This is a genomic window from Filifactor alocis ATCC 35896, from assembly GCF_000163895.2.
GTDB classification, from domain to species: domain Bacteria; phylum Bacillota; class Clostridia; order Peptostreptococcales; family Filifactoraceae; genus Filifactor; species Filifactor alocis.
Map to the genome: position 1 here is coordinate 1624357 of NC_016630.1, position 24624 is coordinate 1648980.

Genomic DNA, 24624 nt, shown 5'->3' on the forward strand with positions numbered 1-24624 from the left:
CGGTTGCAATATATTCATTTACTTCCTATAGTTCTTCGACCATTTTAACTCTCCCATAATGTTGAACAGATAGCAGAATCATCTGCTATCTGTCTCTTTATCTGTAATTTCTTTCTTAAAATTGTAGTGACTCTTCAATATAAGACTTCAATTCTGCAATCGGCATACGAACTTGTTCCATCGTATCACGGTCACGAACGGTAACGCACTTATCTTCCAAAGAATCAAAATCGAACGTGATACAGAACGGTGTTCCCGCCTCATCATGACGACGATATCTCTTTCCGATACTTCCCGTTTCATCATAATCCACATTAAAATATTTTGCCAAATCTTGGAATAATTCCGTTGCGGGTTCAGATAACTTCTTCGTCAACGGAAGAACAGCCGCCTTAAACGGTGCCAAAGCAGGATGGAAACGCAATACATTTCTAACTGTTCCGTCTTCCAATTCTTCTTCATCATACGCATCGATTAAGAACGCCAATGTCACACGATCTGCTCCCAAAGAAGGCTCAATACAGTATGGAATATATTTTTCATTAGTAGTCGGATCTTGATACTTCATATCCACACCGGAGTGCTCCATATGTTGTTTCAAGTCAAAATCAGTACGGTCCGCAATTCCCCACAACTCTCCCCATCCGAACGGGAACTTGTATTCAAAATCTGTTGTCGCATTGCTGTAATGGGATAACTCTTCCGGAGCATGGTCTCTCAATCTCAAGTTATCAACTTGAATTCCCAAGCTCAACAAGAAGTTTTTGCAGTATTCTTTCCAGTATTCAAACCATTTCAAATCTTCTCCCGGTGCACAGAAGAATTCCAATTCCATTTGCTCAAACTCTCTTGTTCTGAATGTAAAGTTACCCGGTGTAATTTCGTTACGGAAAGACTTTCCGATTTGTGCAATTCCAAACGGAACTTTTTTACGAGAAGTTCGTTGAACATTTTTGAAGTTGACAAAAATTCCTTGTGCAGTTTCGGGACGCAAGAAAATTTCTGCCGTAGAATCCTCTGTTACTCCTTGAAATGTTTTGAACATCAGATTGAATTTACGGATTCCCGTATAGTCAAACTCTCCGCATTCTGGACAAACCATGTGGTTTTCTTGGATAAATCCTTCCAATTTTTCGTTATCCCAACCGTCTACATTGATTTCTTCCCCTTTGTTTTCTTTGATAAAATCTTCAATAATCTTATCGGCACGGAAACGGGATTTACATTTTTTGCAATCAATCAACGGATCGCTGAATCCGCCGACATGTCCGGATGCTACCCAAGTTTGCGGATTCATCAAGATTGCCGCATCCAATCCCACATTGTAAGGACTTTCTTGAACAAACTTCTTCCACCAAGCTTTTTTTACATTGTTTTTGAGTTCCACTCCAAGCGGACCGTAATCCCAAGTATTCGCCAATCCGCCGTACACTTCTGAACCCGGAAATACAAATCCTCTTGATTTAGAAAGAGAAACAATTTTTTCCATTGTTTTTTCTACTGCCATTGTCTTCATCCTTTCTTGTTATCTATTTGTTTACAAAATTATTTTTTGCTGTTTTATTCATACTATCAAAACTTTTTTCGATAGGCATAAAAAAACTTCCGTCTCTCAGCAAAAAATGCCAAGGGACGAAAGTATCATTCCGCGGTTCCACCCTTGTTACGCTACATAGCGTCTCTTTCTTTCGAAAAACAACTCCAAAGTTCCTTTCAAAATAATATTTTTACCGAATTTCCACCGTCATCGGCTCTCTTGAAAAAATGGATTATTTCTACTCTTCTTCTTCACCGTTGCAACTTCTATCTGAATTAAATTCTATCATATCCAAAAAAGATTGTAAATTCTTTATGGCTGAAATTTTGGAATGTCTGTTGAAATTTCATTTTGGGAACGGATTTTTTCAAACTGTTTTGTTCCTCTATCGTATCCTACCTAACTTCAAATCAGAAAGTAAGGTTGTAGCGTTCGAATCTATGGTATAATAACTCTGTAGCGATTGAATTGTATTATCAGTAAACACGCATTGATACAAAATGAAGAATGACTTTCCCTGTTCTCTATAGATCTTGGGAGCACGCCGGCTTTCAAAAAAGGAAACACAATTCAACCAATATTTATCAATCTAACAAACTTAATATAAAGGAGATGATTTTATGGCTTGTACCACACTTCTTGTTGGAAAAAATGCAAGTTATGACGGTTCTACTCTTGTTGCAAGAAATGAAGATTCCGCATCAGGGGTATTTACACCAAAAAAATTTATTGTTGTTCTTCCGGAAGAACAGCCACACAATTACAAATCTGTACTATCTCATGTTGAGATTCCCCTTCCGGACAATCCAATGCGATATACCGCTATGCCTGACGCACTCGGCGTAGACGGAATTTGGGGAGCTTGCGGAGTAAATGAAAAAAATATCTCCATGACGGCAACCGAAACATTGACCTCAAACGAACGCGTCTTGGGTGCAGATCCATTGGTAAATTTGATTCCGGCTCAAGGAAACGAAGGGGATGAAAATTACATTCCGGAACGTCCCGGCGGAATCGGAGAAGAAGATATCGTCACTATTGTACTGCCTTACATCAACTCGGCAAGAGAAGGTGTCTTACGCTTAGGTTCTTTGCTTGAAACATACGGTACCTATGAAATGAACGGAATTGCTTTCCAAGATGAAGATGAAATCTGGTGGCTTGAAACCATTGGAGGACATCATTGGATTGCCAAAAAAGTACCGGATAATTCCTATGTTGTGATGCCGAACCAATTCGGAATCGACTGCTTTGATTTGGACGATGCGTTCGGGCAACAGCAAGAACATCTTTGTTCTTCCGACTTAAGAGAATTCATTTCGGACAATCATCTGAATCTTTCTCTCACAGAATCTTTTAACGCGCGATATGCCTTCGGTAGCCATGCGGATTCCGACCATACCTACAACACACCTCGTGCTTGGGTGGTGCAACGATATCTCAATCCTACCACTCATCGCTGGGATGGTGACAATGCGGACTATCGTCCGGACTCTGACAATCTTTCTTGGTCGAAAGTACCTGAAAAAAAGATTACGATAGAAGAAATCAAATATCTTCTTTCTCATCACTATCAAGGAACAGAGTATGATCCGTACGGAAAGCATAACGATCCGCTTAAAAAAGGTTCTTTCCATCCGATTGGAATCAGCCGTACCAATGTACTCGGACTTGTTCAAATCAGACCGTACATGCCGGACAATATCAAATCTGTGGAGTGGATTTCATTCGGTTGCAATATGTTCAATGCAATTGTTCCGTTCTATGTAAATATCACAAAAACGCCAACCTATCTGAACAATACTGGCAAAACTGTCACTACGGACAGCTTCTACTGGGCAAACCGATTGGTGGCAGCATTGGCGGATTCTCACTTTGCAACCTGTAATTCTCATATCGAACGATATCAGCTTGCCGTACAATCCAAAGGACATGAACTAATTCACAAGTATGACAAAGAATTCAAAAATCATCCGAACAATGCAACCCTGCTTTGCGAAAAGGCAAATGAAGAGATTGCAAGCATGTTGCAAGAAAAAACAAATGACTTGCTGGACAAAGTTCTTTATACCGCAAGTTGTAATATGAAAAACGGATTTGCTCGTTCAGATGCGTAAGTAAAAACGATACCATATTGACACACAAAAAAAACAAAGGTGCTCTCTTTTTTGATGGAGTCCCTTTGTTTTTTCTTTATCTTATCAAAACAACATTATTTTACCAAAACAACAATCATCTTTATAGTTTTTACTCTTCCATTCTTTTTCCGGAAATCTATTATCTCTGTTTAATCAACGGAGATACTTTTTTGTATAGCACTGCTGTCACTACAGAAAGTACCACTCCCTTAAATAAGTTGAACGGTCCAATTAAATAGAGCGCAAATGTCCACATTCCTGTCACGTTTGCATTCAATCCTTGTCCCATTGCAATCAATTTATCTGCTCCACCCATAAAGTTTGCAAAGAACGGAAGTAACACAGTTGCATTCATCACAACACCTGTTGCTGCCATACACAATGTTCCGATTACAAGTGCAATCATTGCTCCTTTTTTGCTATGAGTTCTTTTATACAGATAACTGGAAGTTACAACAAATGCTCCACCTATCATAAAATTCGCTAATTCTCCGATTCCACCTGTGCCGCTTTTTGTTGCAAAGTGAAGAATATTTTTAATAAATTCGATTGTCAATCCCGCAATCGGTCCCAATGCAAAACCGCCGATAATTGCCGGCAAGTCGGAAAAGTCCATTTTTAAGAACGGTGGAAAGAACGGTACCGGCGTTTCGATAAACATAATAATGTATGCCAATACTCCCAAAATTGAAATCTTAACCATCGCATTTGTACTAAATGCTCTTCCTTTTGATTTTTTTAGTGTTTGTTCCATTGAAAAATTCCTCCTGTTAAATATGCTTTTGACTTTGTTTCTTGAGAAATTTCTTATTTCTATTTTTATCTTTGCAAACAATCTCTGTATTTCGAAAGAAAATTGATTTTATAACCAAACATACAATTAATTATCTCTTCTTACCTACAAAATCATTCTCTTTTTTCCTCTTGTCTATTTTTTACAAGAATAAAAATTTGTCATAAAAAAGCCCGAGAATTCTTCTCGGGCTATCGTTGACACAATGACACGGATATCACAAACAATCCTATTGTTGTGACCTCTCTAAGAAATCTTCTCCCATCCAGACTCTACTGTCGGTACCCGAATTGCACAGGTTCAGTTTTTATTCAAAACTCGCGGACTATACCGCCGGTCGGGAATTACACCCTGCCCTGAAGAAACATATGATTAATTTGTACTACTTTTGAATCATACCACTTGTATCAATTTTTGTCAAATATTTTCAGCGATTTTATCTTAAGATTTTGTGAAAATATTTCATTTGATAAGATATTACAATAAAAAAGCCCTCTCCGTGGTCCGCTGGTAAAAAATTCTACCTTAAGCGTAGAGAAGTTCTATTAAGTAAATTATATCATACACTTGTAAAATGTCAATGAATCCAATGACAGTATAGTGAAGAATGAGATGAAATACTGATTATTAAAAGTCAAAAGGTAGATTATTTTCACAGATTGGAACTGATATGAATCAGCTTTTATCCGGTAGTCACTCCAATCACAAACAAATGGATACTCTCATCTTTTATGAGAAAATATCCATTTGTTTTCATGTGAAATGTCGGCTCTCTTCTATCTTGATTTTATTGCCCTATGAACTTATCTACTTGTCTTTTGGAAAACTTACGAATAATTTGAACAAATCTCCGTCAATTTCAATCTCAAGACTTCCACCTTGCAGTTCTGTCAAGCTTTTTGCAATCGCAAGTCCCAGTCCTGAGCCTTCTGTATTTCTTGACTCGTCTCCTCGTTTGAATCGTTCCATAATTTCATCGGCAGCAAAATTCATTTCATAGGACGAAATATTTTTGAACTCGAATGTGATGCTCTTATCCTGCTCTGTGACATCAATATACACTCTCGTATGTTCCAACGAATATTTGGTAATATTGCTGATGATATTGGAAAACACTCGATATGTTCTCTTTCCGTCAATCATGCAATAAACAGGCTCTTTCGGTAAATTCAGACGAAAGTCCAACTTGCTGAACTGTATTTTTTCTTCCAATTCACCCATCGTTTGACGAAATACGGAGATAATATCCAGTCGTTCGGTTTGCAGTTTGATGTTCCCGCTACTTGCCTTGCTCGCCTCAAACAAGTCTTCTATCAACACTTTTAATCGTTGTGACTTCTTGTGAATGGTGTCGATATATTCTTCCTGTTGTTCTTTGGTCAAATTCGGTTGTTTCAACAAATCAGAATAATTGATAATAGACGTGAGCGGTGTCTTCAAATCATGTGATACATTGGAAATAAGCTCTGTTTTCATATTTTGGCTTCTGACTTCTTCCTCAAGAGCTGTCTTAAATCCTGTCTTGATACGATTCAAATACTGCGCCGTTTTGGAAAAAATGCCGATATTTTCATCTGCCTGCAAATTGAAGTTCCCATCAGAAAGCTTCTTGCTATAGTTTTGGATATAGGCTAATTGCAACAAGAAACGATAAATCCATCGAAATACAAGAACAACATATCCCAACAGCAAAATCATGGCAATTTCAGGTCGCATTCCAAACAAAGCAATGACGACAAGCAATAACACACAGTGGAATGCCCACAATCCCATCATTTTCTTTTTGAAAGAACCTTCCAAATCAATTTGTTGCAATCGGTTTAGTCGCATATACATTTTTTTGAAAGGTGTTATCAGCATTCTGCAAATATAACAAATCACTCTTCCGAAAATGGAATTTTTGATCAATCCTTCTATGATTCCACAGTAGTAGATATATTTCAAATAAGTCATATACAGATACACAAACAGCAATCCCAAAAATGCCACCATCATAGCATATCCGAAATATTCCGGTGTGTTCCCCGACAAAACTCTGTAAATAAATGTCAGTTCCTTGGAATCATACATCACATTTTCTCTCGAAGTTACCTGCATTCCGAATACAAATATTCCACAGACAATCCCCATCATTCCTGTTGTCAAAAATAATTTCAGTTCCAAAGGAAGGTGGTTGAATTTGGATACAATATTTGCATTTCGCTGTTGTCTAAACGGTACAACTCCCGCAAGCAACATCATCAAGAAAATTCCGATTGCCGCCAAACATAGAACAAAGATTGCCCTCTGTTCCATCATTGACTCATAATAATGGTAATAGTCATCTGTTTCCAGTACCTCTTGTGCACTTGCCGGCACATAGAAAGTAACGGAAATTTCTTCTTTTGGAAGTGTTTCCAACTGCTTTACTACTTGATTGATTGTTGCAATCAATTTTTTGTCAGATTCCAACTCTTTTTCATTGTTGACTGTGGCAACATCACCATTCAGATAGAAGTTGTTTTCAGAACCGTAGTCATGATGTACACTAAGGATATCCACTGTGTGGGAACTGCTTTCTGAAGCGCCATAATCCGGATTTTCATAATGCTGATAATAACGTACATCATACATGGAAGCGACCAACTGATACATTCCGTCCTTTTCCATCATACTTCGTGCATATCTCTCGAATAGCTGATTCACTTCGTATGTGTAAAGCGAGATTAGGGAAGAATACTTTGAGTCAATCTTACAATCGGTTAATCTGCCCTTGTTGTCAATCTGAAAGGAAATCGATAATATTTTTGGAGTCTCCTCTAATGACTCAATTTCTTCTTTCGTCATATTTGTTTGAATCATATGATTGGAAGAGTCTGTAATATAGTATCTTGATAGAGCATTTCTTTGACTTTCCGTGTTATTGATTTCTCCAATACCTTCTGTTATCAAATCCTCATATTGTAATCTATCTCTGCCCGGATGGGGATAATTCATTCGTTGCAATAACAAATCTTTTTGTCCCTGATTCTTATCTACCGCATGAAGTACCAGCCTCTTTCTTAATTTGGATTCCAAATTAAATCGTACCTCTTCTTCGAAAAATTCATCCGTCTTGAGATAACGCTCCAATCTCTGATTATCAGGTCCTTCTATCATTTTGATTCCGAACGGATAGATGCCTACTATAAGAGCTGAAATTAAGAAAATGACCAAGACGGTACGCCATGAGGACGCAAAAAATTTCTTTTTGTCATTCTCTTTCTCTCGTTCTAACTGTAATTTTTTTTCGGTTCTGTAATGATGCTCCTCTTCTCGCAACTGCTGTTTTTTTGCTTGTTTTTTGATTCGATATTGTTGCAAAAAAGATAATTCATCTGAATTTTTGTCATTTCTGAAAAGGTTGTTATCTTCCTCATCTGTTTTTTGAAAAGCAATCTCCTCTGATGCTATTCCGGGTTCTTCTTGCATGATAGTTTCTTGTTTCTCCTGTTGCAAATTCTCTTGTTGCAATTCTTCTTCCGATGTTTCTTGTTCTATCTCTTTGTCATCCATGTTATCAAAAGACTCTTGCTCTTGCGTCGATTCTTTTTGTTTTTTTTCAAATGTTTCGGAATCCTTCATCTTTATCCCTTCTTTCTGTATCCAAAATCTTCCTATATTCTAACTCCTCAAGTTATAACGAACTGCAACTTCCATCGCACAACACACCTTCTGTTTTCTGCAAACTGTTTTGCTATCATTATGAAATCATGTGTATCATCTTCAAAAATCATTCCTCTTCATTCTATAAATCACCATCAATCCATATCAGAAGTCGTATTTATTTTTTCAAATTTGTATCCGATTCCCCACACCACTTTGAGGTATCGTGGTTCTTTCGGGTTGATTTCTATTTTTTCACGAATTCTTCGAATATGAACTGTAACTGTTTCAGGATTGTAGGCAGGTTCTTTCCAAACCTGTTCGTATATCTCATCAATCGAAAATACTTTTCCCGGATAACTCATCAACAACAACAAAATTTTGTATTCTAACGGTGTAATTCTGACTTCTTCTTCATCTACAAAAATCTGTTTTGTCTCTTTGTTCAGTTCAATTCCCCCGATACGGATGCTCTGCTCCGTTTCTTCACTGTATCTTCCGCCATATCGACTATATCTTCGTAATACAGAATTGACTCTTGCAATCAACTCCATCGGATTGAACGGTTTCGTGATATAATCATCCGCACCGATGTTCAACCCCATAATTTTGTCTGTATCCTCAGACTTTGCAGATAATATAACAATTGGTATGATGCTTTCTTGTCGAATTAACATCGTGGTATCAATTCCGTTTTTCTTCGGCATCATAATATCCATCAATATCAAATCTATTTTTTGGTTGTGAAACAAGTCCAACGCTTCTTGTCCGTCGTGAGCAACCAATACCTTATAATTTTGGCTATTCAAATACAGTTGAATTGACTTAGCAATTTCAACATCATCATCTACCACTAATATGGTCTCCGTATTCATACGATACCTCCCGGGATTTTTATCACTATCGAAAAATTTTTCTTTTACTTGCTTAAGATATCTCTTACTGTTATCTTAACACATGATTCTTAAAAAACAATCTTATGAAGTCTTACAATTTTCTTACAAAACAATTTTACTATTCAAAACAATTATTCTCTCTTTTTGTCATCTAATATGAAAGCATCATCGAATTGCCATGTCTTCCAATTTGAAAAATATCTAACCTTTTTCTTCTCAAAGTTGAAGAAACGGAGCATATTGTCGCTTAAGGACACAAGAATTAACATGATGAATCACAACTCAAAACGAAGATACAATCATGCAGTTGAAAGAAAGAATCGTATAATTACGTCCTTGTATTTAAAAACAGAACTATTTGTGATAGGATGAGAAGAGCAGTCGGAAATCCGTATACACAAGTTTGTAATCGGTTACTATGCACTTCAGAAGGAATGTATTGACCGACATGTGATGTACCGAAATTGCTAAACGAAGAACGGAGGACTTATTTTGGATAACATTGCCATTTTTTCAGATATACACGGAAACATCCCTGCACTGGAAGCTGTCTTAGAAGATATTGAAAAAAGAGCAATCTCTACCATCTATTGTTTGGGAGATTTTATCGGAAAGGGACCGAACCCTAACGAAACCATCGCTCTTTGCAAGAAATACTGCACACAATCCATTTTGGGAAACTGGGATGATTTTTTGCTCTACTCCTCAAAAGACGGTATGCCTATTTCTTGGTATCGACAAATTATTTCGGAAGAAAGCAAAGAATATCTTGCATCTTTGCCGAAGGTGATTGATTTCTATTTAAGCGGACATATCGTCAGATTGTTTCATGCACATCCTTTCGACCTGTATAAACGGCTCTATCAATTGACCGATCAAGAACATATTGATGAAATGTTCCTTTATGAAAAGGATAACCCTGAGTTTTCTATCCAAAAAAATGCCGACATTGTCGGATACGGGGATATTCACTACTCATTCCAAAAATCTTTTCAAAAAAGGATTTTGTTCAATACAGGAAGCGCGGGAAATCCTCTTGACGGTACAACAGCTCCCTATGTTATCTTACATGGAGAACTCCACAATCCGGAACTTGCACCATTCAGCATGGAGTTTGTACGAGTTCCTTATGATAACGAACGTGCCGTCAAAAATGCCGAACAGTCGGATATGCCACAAAAAGAGGACTATATTTTTGAAATTAAGACGGGAATATTCCGTATGTTCCGCAATCAAAAATAATATTTGGTACAGAAAAAGAGTGATTTCGTTTGTTAGGAATAACTTCACTTTAAACATACAAAAGGATTGGCTTGAGTTCTGCCAATCCTTTCTATTTGCTCCATTTGATTTATTTGTTTTGTATTGTTATCTTCGGCGACTGTTTTGAATAAACAACAGTCTAAGCAATTGACTCACTGCACTTGCCGCAGCTGCCACATAGGTCAAAGCCGCTGCATCCAACACAGCTTTTCCTCCCCTGATTTCTTCTGCAGACAAAATTCCTTCATTCTCTAATTCAACCAATGCTCTCCTACTTGCATCAAACTCCACCGGCAATGTGATAATTTGAAACAATACCGCCATGGAAAACATCACAATTCCAACTGTCAACAAATTTTGCATAGCTGAAATAACCAGTCCGGCTATAATGAAAAACCACGATAAATTACTTGCAATACTTACAACCGGAACAATCTTGTTTCGAAGAACCAAAGGAAAGTAATTGTGAGAATGTTGAATCGCATGTCCCACTTCGTGTGCGGCAATCGCGTTGGATGCCACTGTTGTCCCGTAATACACTTGATTTGACAGTCTCAAAATTCTTGTTCCGGGATTGTAATGATCGGTCAAAGTACCGGGCACCAACTGTATTTGCACATTTTGTAAACCGTTGTTATCCAAAATTGCTCTTGCAGTCTGTGCTCCTGTATAACCGTTTCTTGTCGGAACGCGAAGATATCTTTCATAAGCAGATCTGACTTTATTTTGCGCATATAAGGTCAACAAAATCGTCGGAATCAAAAAAATGATGGTTGCATCATAATAAAAGTATGGAAACATTCTTTTACCCCCTATTTAACTGATAAACTCTTTCAAAAAAATAATATACTGTTTTCAAATACTCCTCTGAACTATTGTATTAAAAAGAATGGTTATTTATTAGGAGAAACTGTAAAAATTTCGCCTTCTTCAATTGTGTTGCCAAGCAAATATGCAGACACTTCCATGCGTTTTTTATTTGGAAATTGGACTTCAAAAATCTTCACAAAAACATCCCCTGTTGCAACCTTAAGGTATTTTTTTGTCACCTCTGTAATGGTTCCGGGAACAATCTCTTTGCTCTCTTCCGGTGTTATTTCCACTTGAAATAATTTGACTTTCTCCCTGCGATAGAAGGTAACGGCAGACGGCCAGCCTTCTACTGCACGAATTTGATTTTTGATTTCTCTTGCAGTTTTGCTCCAATCAATGTATCCCATCTCTCTTGTCAACATGGATGCGTAACAGGAATCTTCATCATTCTGTTTTTCACGGGGAATTTCTCTTCCATACTGCTCCAATTGCTCCAATGTCTTATGCAGAGCAATCTGCCCCGCATCCATCAATTTTTTGCTCAAGGTAGATAAGGTATCGTCTTCCGTTAATTCCACTTCTTCCTTGACAAGCATATCTCCCGTATCCAATCCGACATCCATCATCATTGTGGTAATTCCCGTTTTTTGTTCTCCATGAAGAAGTGCAAATTGAATCGGAGCAGCCCCGCGATACTTCGGTAACAGAGAGGCATGCACATTGATACATCCATATTTTGGAATATCCAACAATTCTTGTGACAAAATTTGTCCATATGCGGTAACAACAATCACATCCGGCTCCAACGATTTCAAAAGAGCGATACTTTCCGCATCTTTTACCTTTTCCGGTTGATAGACCTCGTATCCATACTCCAATGCCTTTTGTTTCACCGGTGTCGGAACCAACTTTTTGCCTCTCCCTTTCGGTTTGTCCTGTTGAGAGACTACCAATACGACATCATCTTTTCTATCGTGCAACACTTCCAATGACGCTACTGCAAATTCAGGAGTTCCCATAAAAATTACTCGCATAATTTCTCCTTCTGTTCTTTATCATCGATACTTCATTTTTTCCATACATGAACGATTGCAACAAAATAACTCTCTACTCTCGTTCTGCAATATCCTTGAATAAGATTCCGTTGAGATGATCGATTTCATGGCACAATGCTCTTGCCAAAAGTTCATCTCCTTCCACTCGAATATCTTCCATCTTTTCATTTTTTGCGGTAACGACAACATGGTTCGGTCTCTTAACATCCATATAGACTCCGGGTATGCTCAAGCACCCTTCTTGTCCACATTGTTCTCCCTCTTGCTCTACAATTTCCGGATTGATAAATACCATCGGACCTTCTCCGATATCAATTACAATCACTCGACGCAACACACCCACCTGTGGTGCCGCAAGTCCCACTCCGTCATATTGATACATCGTATCAATCATATCTCCGATAAGCTGTTCAATTCTCGGAGTCATTTCAGTAACAGGTCTGGATACTTTGCGAAGCACCTCATCACCGTCAATACGAACCTCTCTAATCGCCATAATCTATTCCTCTTTTCTACTTCTATGTTAAAAAAATTCATTAAATCAATTTTTCCCAAACAAATCACCGCATTTATGATACGGTAACTACTTTATATTATACCACAAAATTTCGGTATCCAATCTTTATACCGCCACCCGTCCTCTTTGTAACTTTGGAATTTCTGATCTACTGAATTTCCAACTTCTTATTTCGGTTGTCCTCACTCAATTACATTATGATAACATAAATTCTAATCTGTTACCTGCCTGTGCCGGATTTCTCCGGTACTTCCAATCATGTTATGCAACAAAAAACACCAGCATCTCTACTACAATCCATATCGGTATGAGTAATACTTTTTATCCTGTATTTTTTTGCATTCTATTGCATTGTTCTATCATCCGTTAGGTTTTATAGGATAAAGTGCAATTTCCGCATATTTCTACAAAATATTCCTGGGATTTTTTTCCACAATGACAACACTTTTCTTTCCATACAACACATTTCTCTTCACTGTTTGAAGATATCGAATCATGTTACGAATCACGGTTTCTTCTTCTAAATTTTTTACCTTAATCAACAGATGCCATCGATATTTTTTTTCCAATCGCTGAATCAAACAAGGTGCCGGTCCCAAAATAGCGGATTGTAGATTCTTCTTTTGAAAATAAAAATGCAGAGCCTGCTCCCATCGTTTTGCCGTTTCCGCACTGTCATCCAAAGAAACGGAACTTACCACAATTCGAAAAATACTCCCATACGGCGGATAAAAGAACGCCTTTCGAATCGCAAGCTCTTCCTGATAAAATCCGTCGTAATCTCGTTCCAAAAGATAATGAAACAGACTGCTTTCCGTTCGATAGGTCTGAATCACAGATTCTCCCCGTTTCTCAAATCTTCCGGCACGTCCCGAAACCTGCTCCAACATTTGAAACACTTTTTCGCTTCCTCGATAATCCGGCATATCCATTCCCTGATCCGCCTGCAAAATTCCTACCAATGTCACATTGGGAAAGTTGAGTCCTTTGCCTATCATCTGCGTTCCAATCAGAACATTCGCTTCTCCTCTTTCAAAGGATTTCAAATATTGTTCCTGTTGTCCTCTTTTCTCGGTCGTATCTCTGTCCATGCGAATCACTTTCGCATTCGAAAATTCTTCCTCAATCAACTCTTGAATTTTTTGTGTCCCGAAGGAAATATCTTTCAGTATTCCGCCACAGTCCGGACAAGTTCTGTCGAATGGCATCTGATAATTGCAATAGTGACATTTCAGTGCATTGTTTTGCTTATGATACGTCAAAGTGATATCACAGTTGGGACATTTGTGAACATAACCGCAGTCTGTACAAGTCAAACTCTTGGAAAAACCTCGCTTATTCAAAAACAACAGCACCTGTTCTCCTTTTTCAAGTGTCTCTCGAATCCGAAACAAAAGATATCCGCTGAACATCGAATTGTTTCCGTTTCTCAATTCTTCTCTCATATCCACAACGGATATTTGAGGAAGAATCGCTCCGTTCACACGATTCTCCAAGTTCAAACGAATCATACTTCCGTTTTGGCAATCATATAACTGTTCAATCGTAGGCGTTGCCGAACCCAATACAACCGTCGCATTGCGATAGTCCCCTAATTTTTTTGCCACTTCCACCGCATCATATCTCGGTGTCATCTCAGAGTGATACGTATCTTCGTGACACTCGTCTACGATAATCATGCCCAAATTCCAAAACGGTACAAACAGTGCCGAGCGCGGTCCGATGGCAATCGAACAAGCTCCTTGTTTCATCTTATGCCACTGAATTTTTTTCTCTTTTTCCGTCAAGGCGCTGTGCAAAAATGCAACTCCGTCTCCAAAAATCTTTTGAAATCGTTCTATCATCTGCGGAGTGAGTGAAATTTCAGGAACCAGAACAATAGCCTGCTTTCCCTGTTGAACCGTTCTTCGTATCAATTCAATATAGATTTCCGTTTTTCCGGAACCTGTAATTCCATGAATCAAATAGGTTTTACTCCCGTCTTCTGTTGAACCGTTCCAAATTTCTTCAGTAACATCGTTCTGTTCTTTGCTGAACATAAGGTTTGCTGCAGGAATCCACTGTGATTTCTTTGTTTCAAACCGATTGTGTTCCTGAACAATGACCTTTACAAGTCCCTTTTCTTCCATTTGTTGAATCGGAGCAGACGGATGAGGTGTGATATCATTTCGAATCTCTTCCCACGATAGCTCTCCCACTTGCGACAACCTTCTTGCCAATTCCAACTTAATATAAGCATTTTTTCTCTGGGATAAGAGATACTCATCCCACTGCTCCTGTGTTGCCAAAGAAAGGACGACCTTTGTTTTGTCAAATGTCGCTTTTTCTCCCTTGGGCAAAAACAATCCGACAGCATCTTGAAAAGAACAGAGGTAGTCGTCGGCAATCTCTTTGGAAATATCCAATATCGCCTGATCTACAACAGGTGTTTCATCAATACATCGCAATACTTCTTTGTATTCCATATTCTGCTCCGGTTCTTTGTCAATTCCAACCACCATTCCCAGTGCAACAGAACTGCCTTTTCCGAACGGAACCTCCACCCTCTGCCCGATTTGAACACAAGAATCCGCATAATAATCAAATTTTGTATAAATTCCGCTACCTCTGCTTAAAATGGCAACTTCTATCAACTGTTTCAATCTACCCATCCTCTTTTATCACTCATCTGTTCTTTATTGCTTATCTGCTTTCCGACTTCATCCGATTCTCTGTTCCATTGCTATATCGTTACTATTTCAAAATACAACTCGTTCTTTCTGCTCTTGTTTACTCCGATGCATTTCATACTCCTAATATAAAACTTCCAATCAACAAAATAACCGGTAATACAGTCTCACTATCTTATGTTTCATTGTCAGACCTACTCTCACTTCTGTATGAAAGCTGTAACTCTATTATATTCGTACAAACATAAAAATTCAATTGTTCAAAAGGCAAATCATACATATAAAAACAGAGAGGTTTGTCCTCTCTGCAGTCTTCAAGCGTTTCTATTTTCAAAATTTTTCCTTTTACCGAACGCTATTTCTTTCTAATACTGAATTTCGTCAGAACAATTTATAAACAACATTATTATTGTTTTGAACCAATCGTATCCGTAATGTTCAAAGAAAATGAACAGAACTTTTATCCGTTCGGGTTTCGTATCATACCTGCTCCGAATTCTCAATCAATTGCCATTCTCTAATTTTTGAATATGAAATGTTTGAATACAAAACATTGCGCTTCACAATATCATTTCTTTTGTCTCAATACATTATTCAGACAAAATAAAAACTTCTATTGTTTAGCATTCCCTTACGATTTCTGTTCTTATTTCTTGCGACTCACACCAAATGCATAGGACACAACCGGTAACTTTTCACCGTATTTTGTAATCACTCCGCAAAGATATGTCAACATCGGAACTGTTACCAATATGATCGGAAGCCAAAGATACGGATTGCTTATCGTCAGTTTTTTTCTCAACACAAACATAAACAGCGGATGCATCAAATAGATTCCATAAGAATACTTGGATACTTCATTCAAGAAACCGTTTATTTTGTTTTGAAAACCGTCCTTCTCAGAATCAGATACTTTCATTGCAAATAACAGTAATGATACAATACACAACAACGTATAAGAGTACATATTCACAGTGTAAGGAAATGTATCAAAGGATATTTTTTCCCACAGTTGATGCCACAATTTATTACTGTAAAAGAAATGAATTCCAAAGGAAATTGCATTCAACGCAACTATCACTTTGCAATGCTTTTTGAAAAAAGCAATATTCTTTTCATACTCGAATCCGAACCACAATCCCAAAAATCCGATACACCAATACCATGCAAAAGAGGAAGTGAACAAAGGATAGACTTCATGAATATACAATCTGTTTAACCAATAGATTGCTACCTGTGGAAGCAAACCTATGGCAAGTGCGATTCCAAGAGAATTCTGATATCTTTTTGCAAGCGGGTACAGTAACGGTGTGAGAAGATAAAATTGACACATAATCATCATGAAATACAGATGGTCATTCGCTTTTCCGTAACCTAACCAATAAATCCAGTTAGATGCTTTTGCAAAATCTTCCTTTGTATATCGATGAACAACATAGTAAAAAGCCAAGTATATCATACTCCATGCAAGATACGGTATTACAATACGATAAATTCTTTTTTTGAAAAATTTCATCGTATCAAAGCCTTCTTTTTCTTTGGCATGGTATGACACCATCATCATACTCAAAAACATAAAACAAGGAACTGCACAAACCAACATTGCACGCCATATCACATAAAATCCCTGTCCGTAACTTCCCATCTGTAAACAGACATGAGGGAGATTCAAAAAATGAATGGTAATTACCATCAGCATTACGATACTTCGCAGAACTGCTATTTCTTTCAAATTTCTATTTCCCATAAACGATACTCCCCTTACTCCGACTTATTTGTATCTATCCTATATTAGACCAACACCCGATACAGTGAATTCACAAATTGTATGTTTCCGTTCATAAACCACAGTTAGATTTTTTCAAAAAATGACTAACACGATTCTTCGTTACCCTTTCTATCTGTCATCATGTTAAGTTACTGTTTATGATTCATGACTCCACCACTATATTACTCGGTTACTTCAATAAAGACAAGGTTCAATAGAGAATTTCTTTCAAATTTGAGAAGATAGATTCGGTATTATCCCGGCTACTGTTGTCTAAAGAAACAAAAAGAAGACTCCCACACCTTTGTGCAAAAGTCTTCTAAACACAGTTCGGATAGTCTCTTTGTCTTATTCTACTGAAGAATATCCCTACCGTTATATCTTATTTTAATTATCTTTCATAAAGTATTTTGTTACTTTACGGTTTTTCTTTTTCGATAACCGACCAAAACAAGCATACTTCCCAATGCACCTAACATCCATGCATATAAAGTCGGATTTGCTCCTTCTCCTGTTTTCGGAAGTCTGCGACCCGCTTGAGCTGTTTTCTTTACTCCCTGCTTGTCAGTCAACACAGGACTTTTCGGCATTTTTTGATTCTTCGGTGCTACAGTGTTTTTAGATGTTGTAGAATCATTAGACACTACGGAACTGTCAGGTGGTGTTGCTCCTCCCATTCCTGTGGAATCATCCGATGGTGTAGGTCCGTTTTGTGTAGGATTGTTCGGTTTCGGATTGTTTGGTTTCGGATCGTTCGGTTTCGGTTTATTGGAATCATCTCCACCTGTTCCGCCGGAACCGCCGCCTGATTGACCGCCACCGGAACCTCCACCACCAGAGTTTTGAGGATTATATGTGTTTGTGATATTATAGCCATTAACTTCAGAGGTATAACCAGGAACAGGTTCTTCTTTTATGGTATAGGTAATTTTATTGCCCTGACTATCATATTCTTGCAATCCTTCAAAGCTATATGTCCACTTACCGTTTGCATCAGGACGCACTTCAGGGTTCTGAATTTGATGTCCGTTTGCATAAAGAATGACTGTAATTGATTCAGGACGTTTATTTTCTGCGTTGTTATTATCATCCCAAGTCTTTTCACCTTTTATGTCTATTGTTTTTTGCTTATTGGTGATTACAAATTCGTCTTTTGGAGAGCCTGTAATCGAACGTTCATATCCTGTCGGAACAACTTCTTCATCTACAGTATAAATTATTTCTGTACCTGTATTTTGATCATATTTCCTAAAATTTTTAAATGTATATTCCCAACTTGGAGCTGTTAGCTCATGCTCTTCCACTTTAACTTTATTAGCATACAAAACAACCTTTATTGAAGGTTTCTCAAAACCTATCCATTCTTTTCTCACCTTAATATCTATTGTTTCCGGTGCATTCCCAATATTTATTCTTGTGAGCTTGTCGGATGAAACAGGAACCGTATATTCTTGATCGTCTTTCATATAATGCTGTGGAGCTTCTGTTTCTTTTATGGTATACTCTCCCGGCGTAATCGGCATAGTTAAAGCTTCACCATTTACATCAGTTTCTACATAAATGCTGTCACCCGTACCTTTTTTTGTGATTTTAAATTTTGCACCTTTTAGCTTTGTTGTTTTTGTTTGATCCCATCCATCAAATTTGATAATCTTAATCCTGCTGTTAAAATCGTCATTCACTCCACCACCTGATTGGGAATCTAAAAATATACCATATGCCCTCACAGTTCCTACATCATCACCATTAGAATTCTTTCCGTTAAGCACTGCAGTATTTTCTAATAAAAGACCTTGTTTATAATTTGTGTAGTAATATAGTATATACCTTTTCCCGTTAAGATCTCCAAAGTCATACTTAAATGAACGTTTATCATTGAAAAACTCAATATTATCACTTATATCCTCTCCACTCTTTTCAACAAGTTTTCCATTTTTCAACTCCAATTCATGTAACATAAACTTCCCAACATACTCAATACCATCCAAATTGCCTGGAGCTTTTACCCTCAATGTATCTGTAACAACAGCACTCTTTAAACTACCATTAGTATTAACTCTGATCCTCCATCTAACCCAACCTTTGTCTGTCAATGTTTGTCCCGTGGTCTTATAAAGGACTTCTTGTGCATAATTCGGTGGTATATATGGTTTTAACTTAATGGTTGCTGTCGCTGAGCCAAACTTGATGTTCTTTTCAGTCGATCCTACAATCGAATCTATGTCTTGCCATCTCGCCGTTAAATTCATCTTTCCATCTTTGATTTGTTTACCGTTTACATAATCTGTAAAGGTAACTTTGATTGTACCTCCACCGGAATCTTGTCGTGTAATTACAGCCTTTGCAACCACGGTTGTTTCATTCTCTAAAAGCAAATCAAATTTAAGATATTGTTCCTCTTCGGGAAAATTAAACTCAGTCGGCAAGTCCAACTGAAAATAATCTCCCTCATTCAATATCTTAGCCTTATCTAAGACTTCCCACTTACAATTCAATCGAAATATTTGATTGGCAATATATCCATCCGGTTCTACAGAACCATTCGCATTTGTGACAGTAAACTCTGTAATATCAACTTCTACTTTTTTCGGTTCTTCTCGTAATTTTACTTCTTCCGGTTTTCCCGGTAGTTCTCCCGGTTTTCCTGAGTCTCCTTGTCCTTGTTCTTGTTGTCCGGGTTCTTGTCCTTGTTTCGGTTCTTGTTGCGGTTCTCCTTCTTGTACTTGTTGTTCTGCTTGTGGTTTTCCTTCGCCTTCAACAAATATATGATCATTAACCAAAGCCACTCCGATTATCATCATACAAGTCAAAAAAACAGAAAAAATCTGTCGAAAGTTTTTCTTTTGTTTCATTTGCATCTCTCCCTTATCCATTTATTTTGTCGATTACTCAAAAAAACTGCACTCTTTTTTTGAATAATCGAATTGATTTTTCTATTGTAGCATACTATCAATACAATTTCTACAAAAAATTATGATTTTCTATAACAATTTATATACAATCGACAATCGAAAAAATCTCGTTCCGCCTCTCTGTATTATCATCTGTTTCGCTCCCCTCTATATAGAGTTACTATTAGAAAATAATATCTCTATTCCGGTACCTACATACAAAGTGAAATGGAGTTTTTTTCAAAGTGAAAGCTATGATATTCGATTAGGTTTTCGTATCATAGCAAGCACTTCTATTTTTCTTAATCGGTCGATATCATAGGCATTCTTAAAGGCTTACCTTCCTTATATTCTTGGAATAAGATAGGACACCAATGCTTTGAATTCTTTGGATACACGGTCTGCCGTTTCTTGTACTTCTTTGTGATTTAATTTCTCTTTGGAAACTCCTGCCGCCATATTGGTAATACAAGAGATTCCGCAAACTTCCATTCCCATATGCCTTGCAGCGGTCGCTTCGCATGCAGTACTCATGCCTACTGCATCTCCACCCAGTATTCTGCACATTCTTATCTCCGCAGGAGTTTCATACGCAGGTCCGGTCAATTGGATATAGATACCTTCTCTCAGTTCAATTCCCAACCGTTTTCCGCTTTCTTTGATAATATCTTGTATTCTTGGACTATAGATATCACTCATATCAGGAAATCTGGTTCCCAATTCTTCCAAATTTTCTCCAATCAACGGACTTGGAACACCTGTTGCAATATGATCAGTAATCATCATAAAATCTCCCGGCTTATAATCGGTGTTCACTCCGCCTGCCGCATTGGTTAAGAACAGTTTTTTTGCTCCCAACATTCCCATCAATCTGGTCGGCAAAACAACATCACTCATCGGATATCCTTCATAATAATGAACACGTCCTTGCATAATGACAACCGGTGTATTTTCTACATATCCGAATACAAAACGTCCTTTATGTCCTTTTACCGTTGAAATTGGAAATCCTTCGATTTCATGATAATCTACTGTTGTGACAATATTGATTTCTTCTGCGAAATCTCCCAAACCTGAGCCTAAAATAAGGGCTACTTCGGGCTGAAAATCTACTTTTTCTTTCAAACTGTGAAAACACTTGTTTAACTTTTCATAAACCGGATTCATTCCTTTTTTCCTTTCTCTGTCAAATTAAATGATTTTTCAAATTCATCTACACTGCTATCAAACTCACTTGCTATGATTCCTTTTCTGTTTTCTGATATCAAATTTGACTTCAATATGGCATTTCAAACATGATACAACAACTGAAATATCCTTAGCAAGTGATTGCTCTCTGTAAGTTGATTGCTTGTGTTTTGTATGATTCTCTTCTTTACTTAAAATAATAGGGGTAGAACATTTCGTTCCAACCCCTAACTATTGTCATTCTTGTTATTTTATATTTTCTACAGTAACGATTTCTGCAGGAACTTTGTCTGCATCTTCTGCAACGGTATCTTTTTCTACTTTGATACTTCCGTCTTTCAAGCCTGCATAAATTTTGTCATAATCTGCTTGGTTGAATGTTTTGAATTTAGATGTTTCCATCGGAAGTTGAATTCCGTTTGTAGATGCATCCAATACAACGCTTACTCCACCTTCAAATTTATCTTGGTAGAAGTTGTCTATCGCGCCGTATACGGAGTCTCCCAAGTTTTTCATAGCGGAAGTGATAACTGTTTCTGATTCTTTTGATTGGTCTACGTCTACACCGATTACTACTTTTCCTGCTGTTTCGGCAGCTTTCATAACGGAGTTTCCTACTCCGCCGCCACAAGCAAAGATACATTCTGTTCCTTCGTTGAACCATGCGGAAGCTTTTGCCGCATTGTCAGGAGTTGCATCGAAGTTTCCTACGTATGTGTATTTCAAAGTAACGTCGCCTTTTGCAAGTCCAAGTTCTTTTGCTGCCGCATCTGCTCCTTGGATATATCCGTATCCGAAACGAACTACAGCAGGAACAGCGATTCCACCCATGAAACCAAGTTTACGATATCCGTCTTTTACCGCTGCGTAACCTGCGATATATCCCGCTTGTTCTTCTGCATAGAAAATAGAGTGAACATTTTCTGCAATTTCTACTTCTTTGTTGTCATTTACAGGAGCCGCATCGATAATAACAAATTTTACATCAGGATATTTCGTTTGTGCTTCATATACCGGATGTTCAAATAAAAATCCCGGTGTTACAATCAATTTTGCTCCGCCTTTTACTGCTAAATCAATGGCATTGATGCAAGCTTTATCTGATTTTTCTGTCGGTTTGTAGTATTTGCAAGTGATTCCATGCTCATCTGCATATTTTTTCAAGCCTTCCCAGGAACCTTGGTTGAATGACTTGTCATCAATTGTGCCGACATCTGTAATCAAAGCTAATTCATAACCGTCTTTGCTTTCTCCTTCTGTATAAGGAACATCCTCATCAGGCTTATTTGCTCCACATCCGGATAACAGACCTACTACCATAAGACTTGCCAAAACTGCACTCACTAATTTCTTTTTCATATTGTTTTTTCCTCCTCAAATACAATACGCTATTTTTTAATACCCCTTTGTTTCCTGACCTTTTATCATGGAAATCGCAGAACTTGTACCGATTCTGTCACATCCCGCTTCGATAAATGCTTCCATGTCCGCTACACTCTTAACGCCTCCCGCAGCTTTCATTTTCACATGTTCTCCAATATATTTTTTGAATAATCGGATGTCTTCGAGCGTGGCACCCCCTGTGCCGAAACCTGTGGATGTTTTTATATAATCAGCACCTGCTTGAGTTACTGATTTACATATAGCAATTTTTTCTTCATTTGTCAAGTAGCAAGTTTCAACAATCACTTTCAAAATATGATTTCCGGCGGTTTCTTTTAATCGTTTAATCTCTTCTGTCACTTTATCGTAGTCACCGTTTTTGACATCGCCGATGTTGATGACCATATCAATTTCGTTCGCTCCGTCCAAAATTGCCTGTTTTACCTCTGCAATCTTGGACTCTGTAGAATTATAACCTAACGGAAATCCCACCACCGTACAGATATTGATTTTGTCCTGATACTTATCATGCACACGCTTGATATAGGACTGCGGAATGCAAACAGATGCTGTTTGATACTCGATTGCTTCCTCACACAATGTTTGAATGTCATTCCATGTAGCAAATGCTTTTAACTGTGTGTGATCTACATGGCTTAAAATTTCTTTTGTTTCCATTTCTTTCCTCCATACAATTCCATACAATCGGTTTTTCTTTTCCTCTTAAATGAAAAAGAAAAATATTTTGCTAAAATCTCTCTACCTTATCTTTGGTCACACGAGCATATATCAAAGGAATATGCGCAGGTTCTGTAGGCTGAATCTGAATTGCCGATTGATATCTCTCTTCCGCATCTTGGAACAGTTCTTCTTTCGATGCGTAGAATACAGCGATTCGTTCTCCTTTTTTGACATAATCTCCTGTCTTCTTCTCAATGATAATACCTGCCGTATAGTCAATCTCACTGTCTTTTGTTTCTCTTCCGGCTCCCAACATCACGGAGGCAATGCCGCAACTTTCTGTATTCATATCGTGAATATAGCCGTCTTCTTTTGCCAAAACATCATATGAAAACGGTGCTTTCTCAAATTTTTCGGTGTCTAAAATAACAGAACTGTCTCCACCTTGAGCTCCTACCATTTCTACCAATTTACAAAGTGCACTCCCGTCTTCCAATGTCTTCTTTGCAAGTCGAATACACTCCTCTATACTTCCTTTTCCTGCAAGGTACATCATATTCCCCGCAAGTTGCAAACACACTTCTGTCAAATCCTTCGGTCCCTGTCCTTTCAAGGTTTGTACCGCTTCTTTTACTTCAAGATTGTTTCCGATATTTTTTCCAAGCGGAATATCCATATCTGTAATCAACGCAACGGTCTTTTTTCCTGCGTGTTCGCCGATAGAAACCATTTCTTTGGCAAGTTCAATCGAATCTTCCACCGTTTTCATAAAAGCACCGCTGCCTGTTTTGACATCCAAAACAATTCCGTCATTTCCGGCAGCAAGCTTTTTGCTCATAATGGACACTGCAATCAAAGGAATGCTGTCTACAGTTGCAGTCACATCCCGAAGAGCATACAGTTTTTTGTCGGCAGGTGCTAAGTTGCCTGATTGACCGATTACGCTCAATCCTGTCTTGTTCACCACTTCAAAAAATTTTTCTTCTGTCAGTGTGGTTTGAAAACCCGGAATCGATTCCAACTTATCCACTGTTCCTCCGGTATGTCCCAACCCTCTGCCTGACATCTTTGCCACCTTCACTCCACAAGCAGCAACAATTGGTGCAACAATCAGAGTGGTCTTATCTCCAACTCCGCCTGTAGAATGCTTATCCACTTTCATTCCATGTATGCTCGACAAATCAACCATATCTCCGGAATGGGCGACTGCTTGTGTCATTGTTGCTGTCTCTTCTTTTGTCATCCCCTGAAAATAAACAGCCATCAGAAATGCTGACATCTGATAGTCCGGAATCGTTCCTTGAACATAGCTTGTTACCATATAGTCGATTTCTTCTTTCGTCAGGGATTTTCCGTTTCTTTTTTTGATAATCAAATCATACATTCTTATTGCCATTGTGTTCCCTCA

Annotated in this window: 16 protein-coding genes, 1 riboswitch and 1 other annotated feature; of the genes, 2 read left to right on the forward strand and 14 right to left on the reverse strand. The window is 37.9% G+C overall.

What is annotated here, in order from left to right; genetic code table 11:
• Positions 1-115: 115 nt before the first annotated feature.
• Complete coding sequence (locus tag HMPREF0389_RS07265) at positions 116-1507, reverse strand: glycine--tRNA ligase (RefSeq protein WP_014262983.1); 1392 nt, start codon at positions 1505-1507, stop codon at positions 116-118.
• Between the two features lie 118 nt (positions 1508-1625).
• Positions 1626-1801 (reverse strand) — a binding site (T-box leader).
• Positions 1802-2157: 356 nt separating this feature from the next.
• Between HMPREF0389_RS07265 and HMPREF0389_RS07270 the strand changes: the two genes are divergently transcribed.
• Entirely contained in the window at positions 2158-3654 is a 1497-nt protein-coding gene (locus HMPREF0389_RS07270; protein ID WP_014262984.1) for a C69 family dipeptidase, read from the forward strand.
• 160 nt (positions 3655-3814) lie between these two features.
• On the opposite strand, the gene HMPREF0389_RS07275 is transcribed toward HMPREF0389_RS07270, so the two are convergent.
• The 3 genes from HMPREF0389_RS07275 to HMPREF0389_RS07285 all read right to left on the reverse strand — a co-directional run bounded on the left by HMPREF0389_RS07275 (position 3815) and on the right by HMPREF0389_RS07285 (position 8967).
• On the reverse strand, positions 3815-4429 hold the full coding sequence (locus tag HMPREF0389_RS07275; protein WP_014262985.1) for an ECF transporter S component: 615 nt from the start codon (positions 4427-4429) through the stop codon (positions 3815-3817).
• 288 nt (positions 4430-4717) lie between these two features.
• Positions 4718-4836, reverse strand: a riboswitch (FMN riboswitch).
• Between the two features lie 439 nt (positions 4837-5275).
• Positions 5276-8071, reverse strand: coding sequence for a histidine kinase dimerization/phospho-acceptor domain-containing protein (locus HMPREF0389_RS08800; protein ID WP_014262986.1), 2796 nt, complete (start codon positions 8069-8071; stop codon positions 5276-5278).
• A 176-nt stretch (positions 8072-8247) separates the two neighbouring features.
• On the reverse strand, positions 8248-8967 hold the full coding sequence (locus HMPREF0389_RS07285; RefSeq protein WP_014262987.1) for a response regulator transcription factor: 720 nt from the start codon (positions 8965-8967) through the stop codon (positions 8248-8250).
• A 513-nt stretch (positions 8968-9480) separates the two neighbouring features.
• On the opposite strand from HMPREF0389_RS07285, the gene HMPREF0389_RS07290 reads away from it, so the two are divergent.
• Positions 9481-10230: a metallophosphoesterase family protein gene (locus tag HMPREF0389_RS07290; RefSeq protein WP_014262988.1), complete on the forward strand. Its 750-nt coding sequence runs from the start codon at positions 9481-9483 to the stop codon at positions 10228-10230.
• A 126-nt stretch (positions 10231-10356) separates the two neighbouring features.
• Here HMPREF0389_RS07290 and HMPREF0389_RS07295 read toward each other — a convergent pair whose 3' ends face one another.
• The 10 genes from HMPREF0389_RS07295 to HMPREF0389_RS07340 all read right to left on the reverse strand — a co-directional run bounded on the left by HMPREF0389_RS07295 (position 10357) and on the right by HMPREF0389_RS07340 (position 24606).
• Positions 10357-11052, reverse strand: a complete 696-nt coding sequence (locus tag HMPREF0389_RS07295) for a zinc metallopeptidase (protein WP_014262989.1) — start codon at positions 11050-11052, stop codon at positions 10357-10359.
• 92 nt (positions 11053-11144) lie between these two features.
• The gene (gene fmt, locus HMPREF0389_RS07300; RefSeq protein ID WP_014262990.1) at positions 11145-12098 is read right to left on the reverse strand and encodes a methionyl-tRNA formyltransferase; all 954 of its coding nucleotides are present in this window, start codon (positions 12096-12098) and stop codon (positions 11145-11147) included.
• Between the two features lie 73 nt (positions 12099-12171).
• Positions 12172-12615: a peptide deformylase gene (def, locus tag HMPREF0389_RS07305; RefSeq protein ID WP_014262991.1), complete on the reverse strand. Its 444-nt coding sequence runs from the start codon at positions 12613-12615 to the stop codon at positions 12172-12174.
• 425 nt (positions 12616-13040) lie between these two features.
• Positions 13041-15278 carry a replication restart helicase PriA gene (gene priA, locus HMPREF0389_RS07310; RefSeq protein ID WP_014262992.1) on the reverse strand — a complete coding sequence of 746 codons (2238 nt, stop codon included), beginning with the start codon at positions 15276-15278 and terminating at the stop codon, positions 13041-13043.
• 673 nt (positions 15279-15951) lie between these two features.
• Positions 15952-17052 (reverse strand): acyltransferase, encoded by a 1101-nt coding sequence (locus HMPREF0389_RS07315; protein WP_014262993.1) that lies wholly within the window; start codon positions 17050-17052, stop codon positions 15952-15954.
• 434 nt (positions 17053-17486) lie between these two features.
• On the reverse strand, positions 17487-19925 hold the full coding sequence (locus tag HMPREF0389_RS07320; protein ID WP_041250848.1) for a Cna B-type domain-containing protein: 2439 nt from the start codon (positions 19923-19925) through the stop codon (positions 17487-17489).
• A 384-nt stretch (positions 19926-20309) separates the two neighbouring features.
• Positions 20310-21131, reverse strand: a complete 822-nt coding sequence (locus HMPREF0389_RS07325) for a purine-nucleoside phosphorylase (RefSeq protein WP_014262995.1) — start codon at positions 21129-21131, stop codon at positions 20310-20312.
• Between the two features lie 267 nt (positions 21132-21398).
• On the reverse strand, positions 21399-22511 hold the full coding sequence (locus HMPREF0389_RS07330) for a BMP family lipoprotein (protein WP_014262996.1): 1113 nt from the start codon (positions 22509-22511) through the stop codon (positions 21399-21401).
• A gap of 36 nt (positions 22512-22547) precedes the next feature.
• Positions 22548-23213, reverse strand: a complete 666-nt coding sequence (gene deoC / locus HMPREF0389_RS07335) for a deoxyribose-phosphate aldolase (protein WP_014262997.1) — start codon at positions 23211-23213, stop codon at positions 22548-22550.
• A 70-nt stretch (positions 23214-23283) separates the two neighbouring features.
• On the reverse strand, positions 23284-24606 hold the full coding sequence (locus HMPREF0389_RS07340; RefSeq protein WP_041251073.1) for a pyrimidine-nucleoside phosphorylase: 1323 nt from the start codon (positions 24604-24606) through the stop codon (positions 23284-23286).
• Between the last annotated feature and the right edge of the window lie 18 nt (positions 24607-24624).

Coding starts and splice junctions, on each gene's coding strand:
- HMPREF0389_RS07265 (WP_014262983.1), bottom strand. CDS start 1,507: ATGGCAGTAGAAAAAACAATGGAAAAAATTGTTTCTCTTTCTAAATCA.
- HMPREF0389_RS07270 (WP_014262984.1), top strand. CDS start 2,158: ATGGCTTGTACCACACTTCTTGTTGGAAAAAATGCAAGTTATGACGGT.
- HMPREF0389_RS07275 (WP_014262985.1), bottom strand. CDS start 4,429: ATGGAACAAACACTAAAAAAATCAAAAGGAAGAGCATTTAGTACAAAT.
- HMPREF0389_RS08800 (WP_014262986.1), bottom strand. CDS start 8,071: ATGAAGGATTCCGAAACATTTGAAAAAAAACAAAAAGAATCGACGCAA.
- HMPREF0389_RS07285 (WP_014262987.1), bottom strand. CDS start 8,967: ATGAATACGGAGACCATATTAGTGGTAGATGATGATGTTGAAATTGCT.
- HMPREF0389_RS07295 (WP_014262989.1), bottom strand. CDS start 11,052: ATGTTTCCATACTTTTATTATGATGCAACCATCATTTTTTTGATTCCG.
- fmt (WP_014262990.1), bottom strand. CDS start 12,098: ATGCGAGTAATTTTTATGGGAACTCCTGAATTTGCAGTAGCGTCATTG.
- def (WP_014262991.1), bottom strand. CDS start 12,615: ATGGCGATTAGAGAGGTTCGTATTGACGGTGATGAGGTGCTTCGCAAA.
- HMPREF0389_RS07315 (WP_014262993.1), bottom strand. CDS start 17,052: ATGGGAAATAGAAATTTGAAAGAAATAGCAGTTCTGCGAAGTATCGTA.
- HMPREF0389_RS07320 (WP_041250848.1), bottom strand. CDS start 19,925: ATGAAACAAAAGAAAAACTTTCGACAGATTTTTTCTGTTTTTTTGACT.
- HMPREF0389_RS07325 (WP_014262995.1), bottom strand. CDS start 21,131: ATGAATCCGGTTTATGAAAAGTTAAACAAGTGTTTTCACAGTTTGAAA.
- HMPREF0389_RS07330 (WP_014262996.1), bottom strand. CDS start 22,511: ATGAAAAAGAAATTAGTGAGTGCAGTTTTGGCAAGTCTTATGGTAGTA.
- deoC (WP_014262997.1), bottom strand. CDS start 23,213: ATGGAAACAAAAGAAATTTTAAGCCATGTAGATCACACACAGTTAAAA.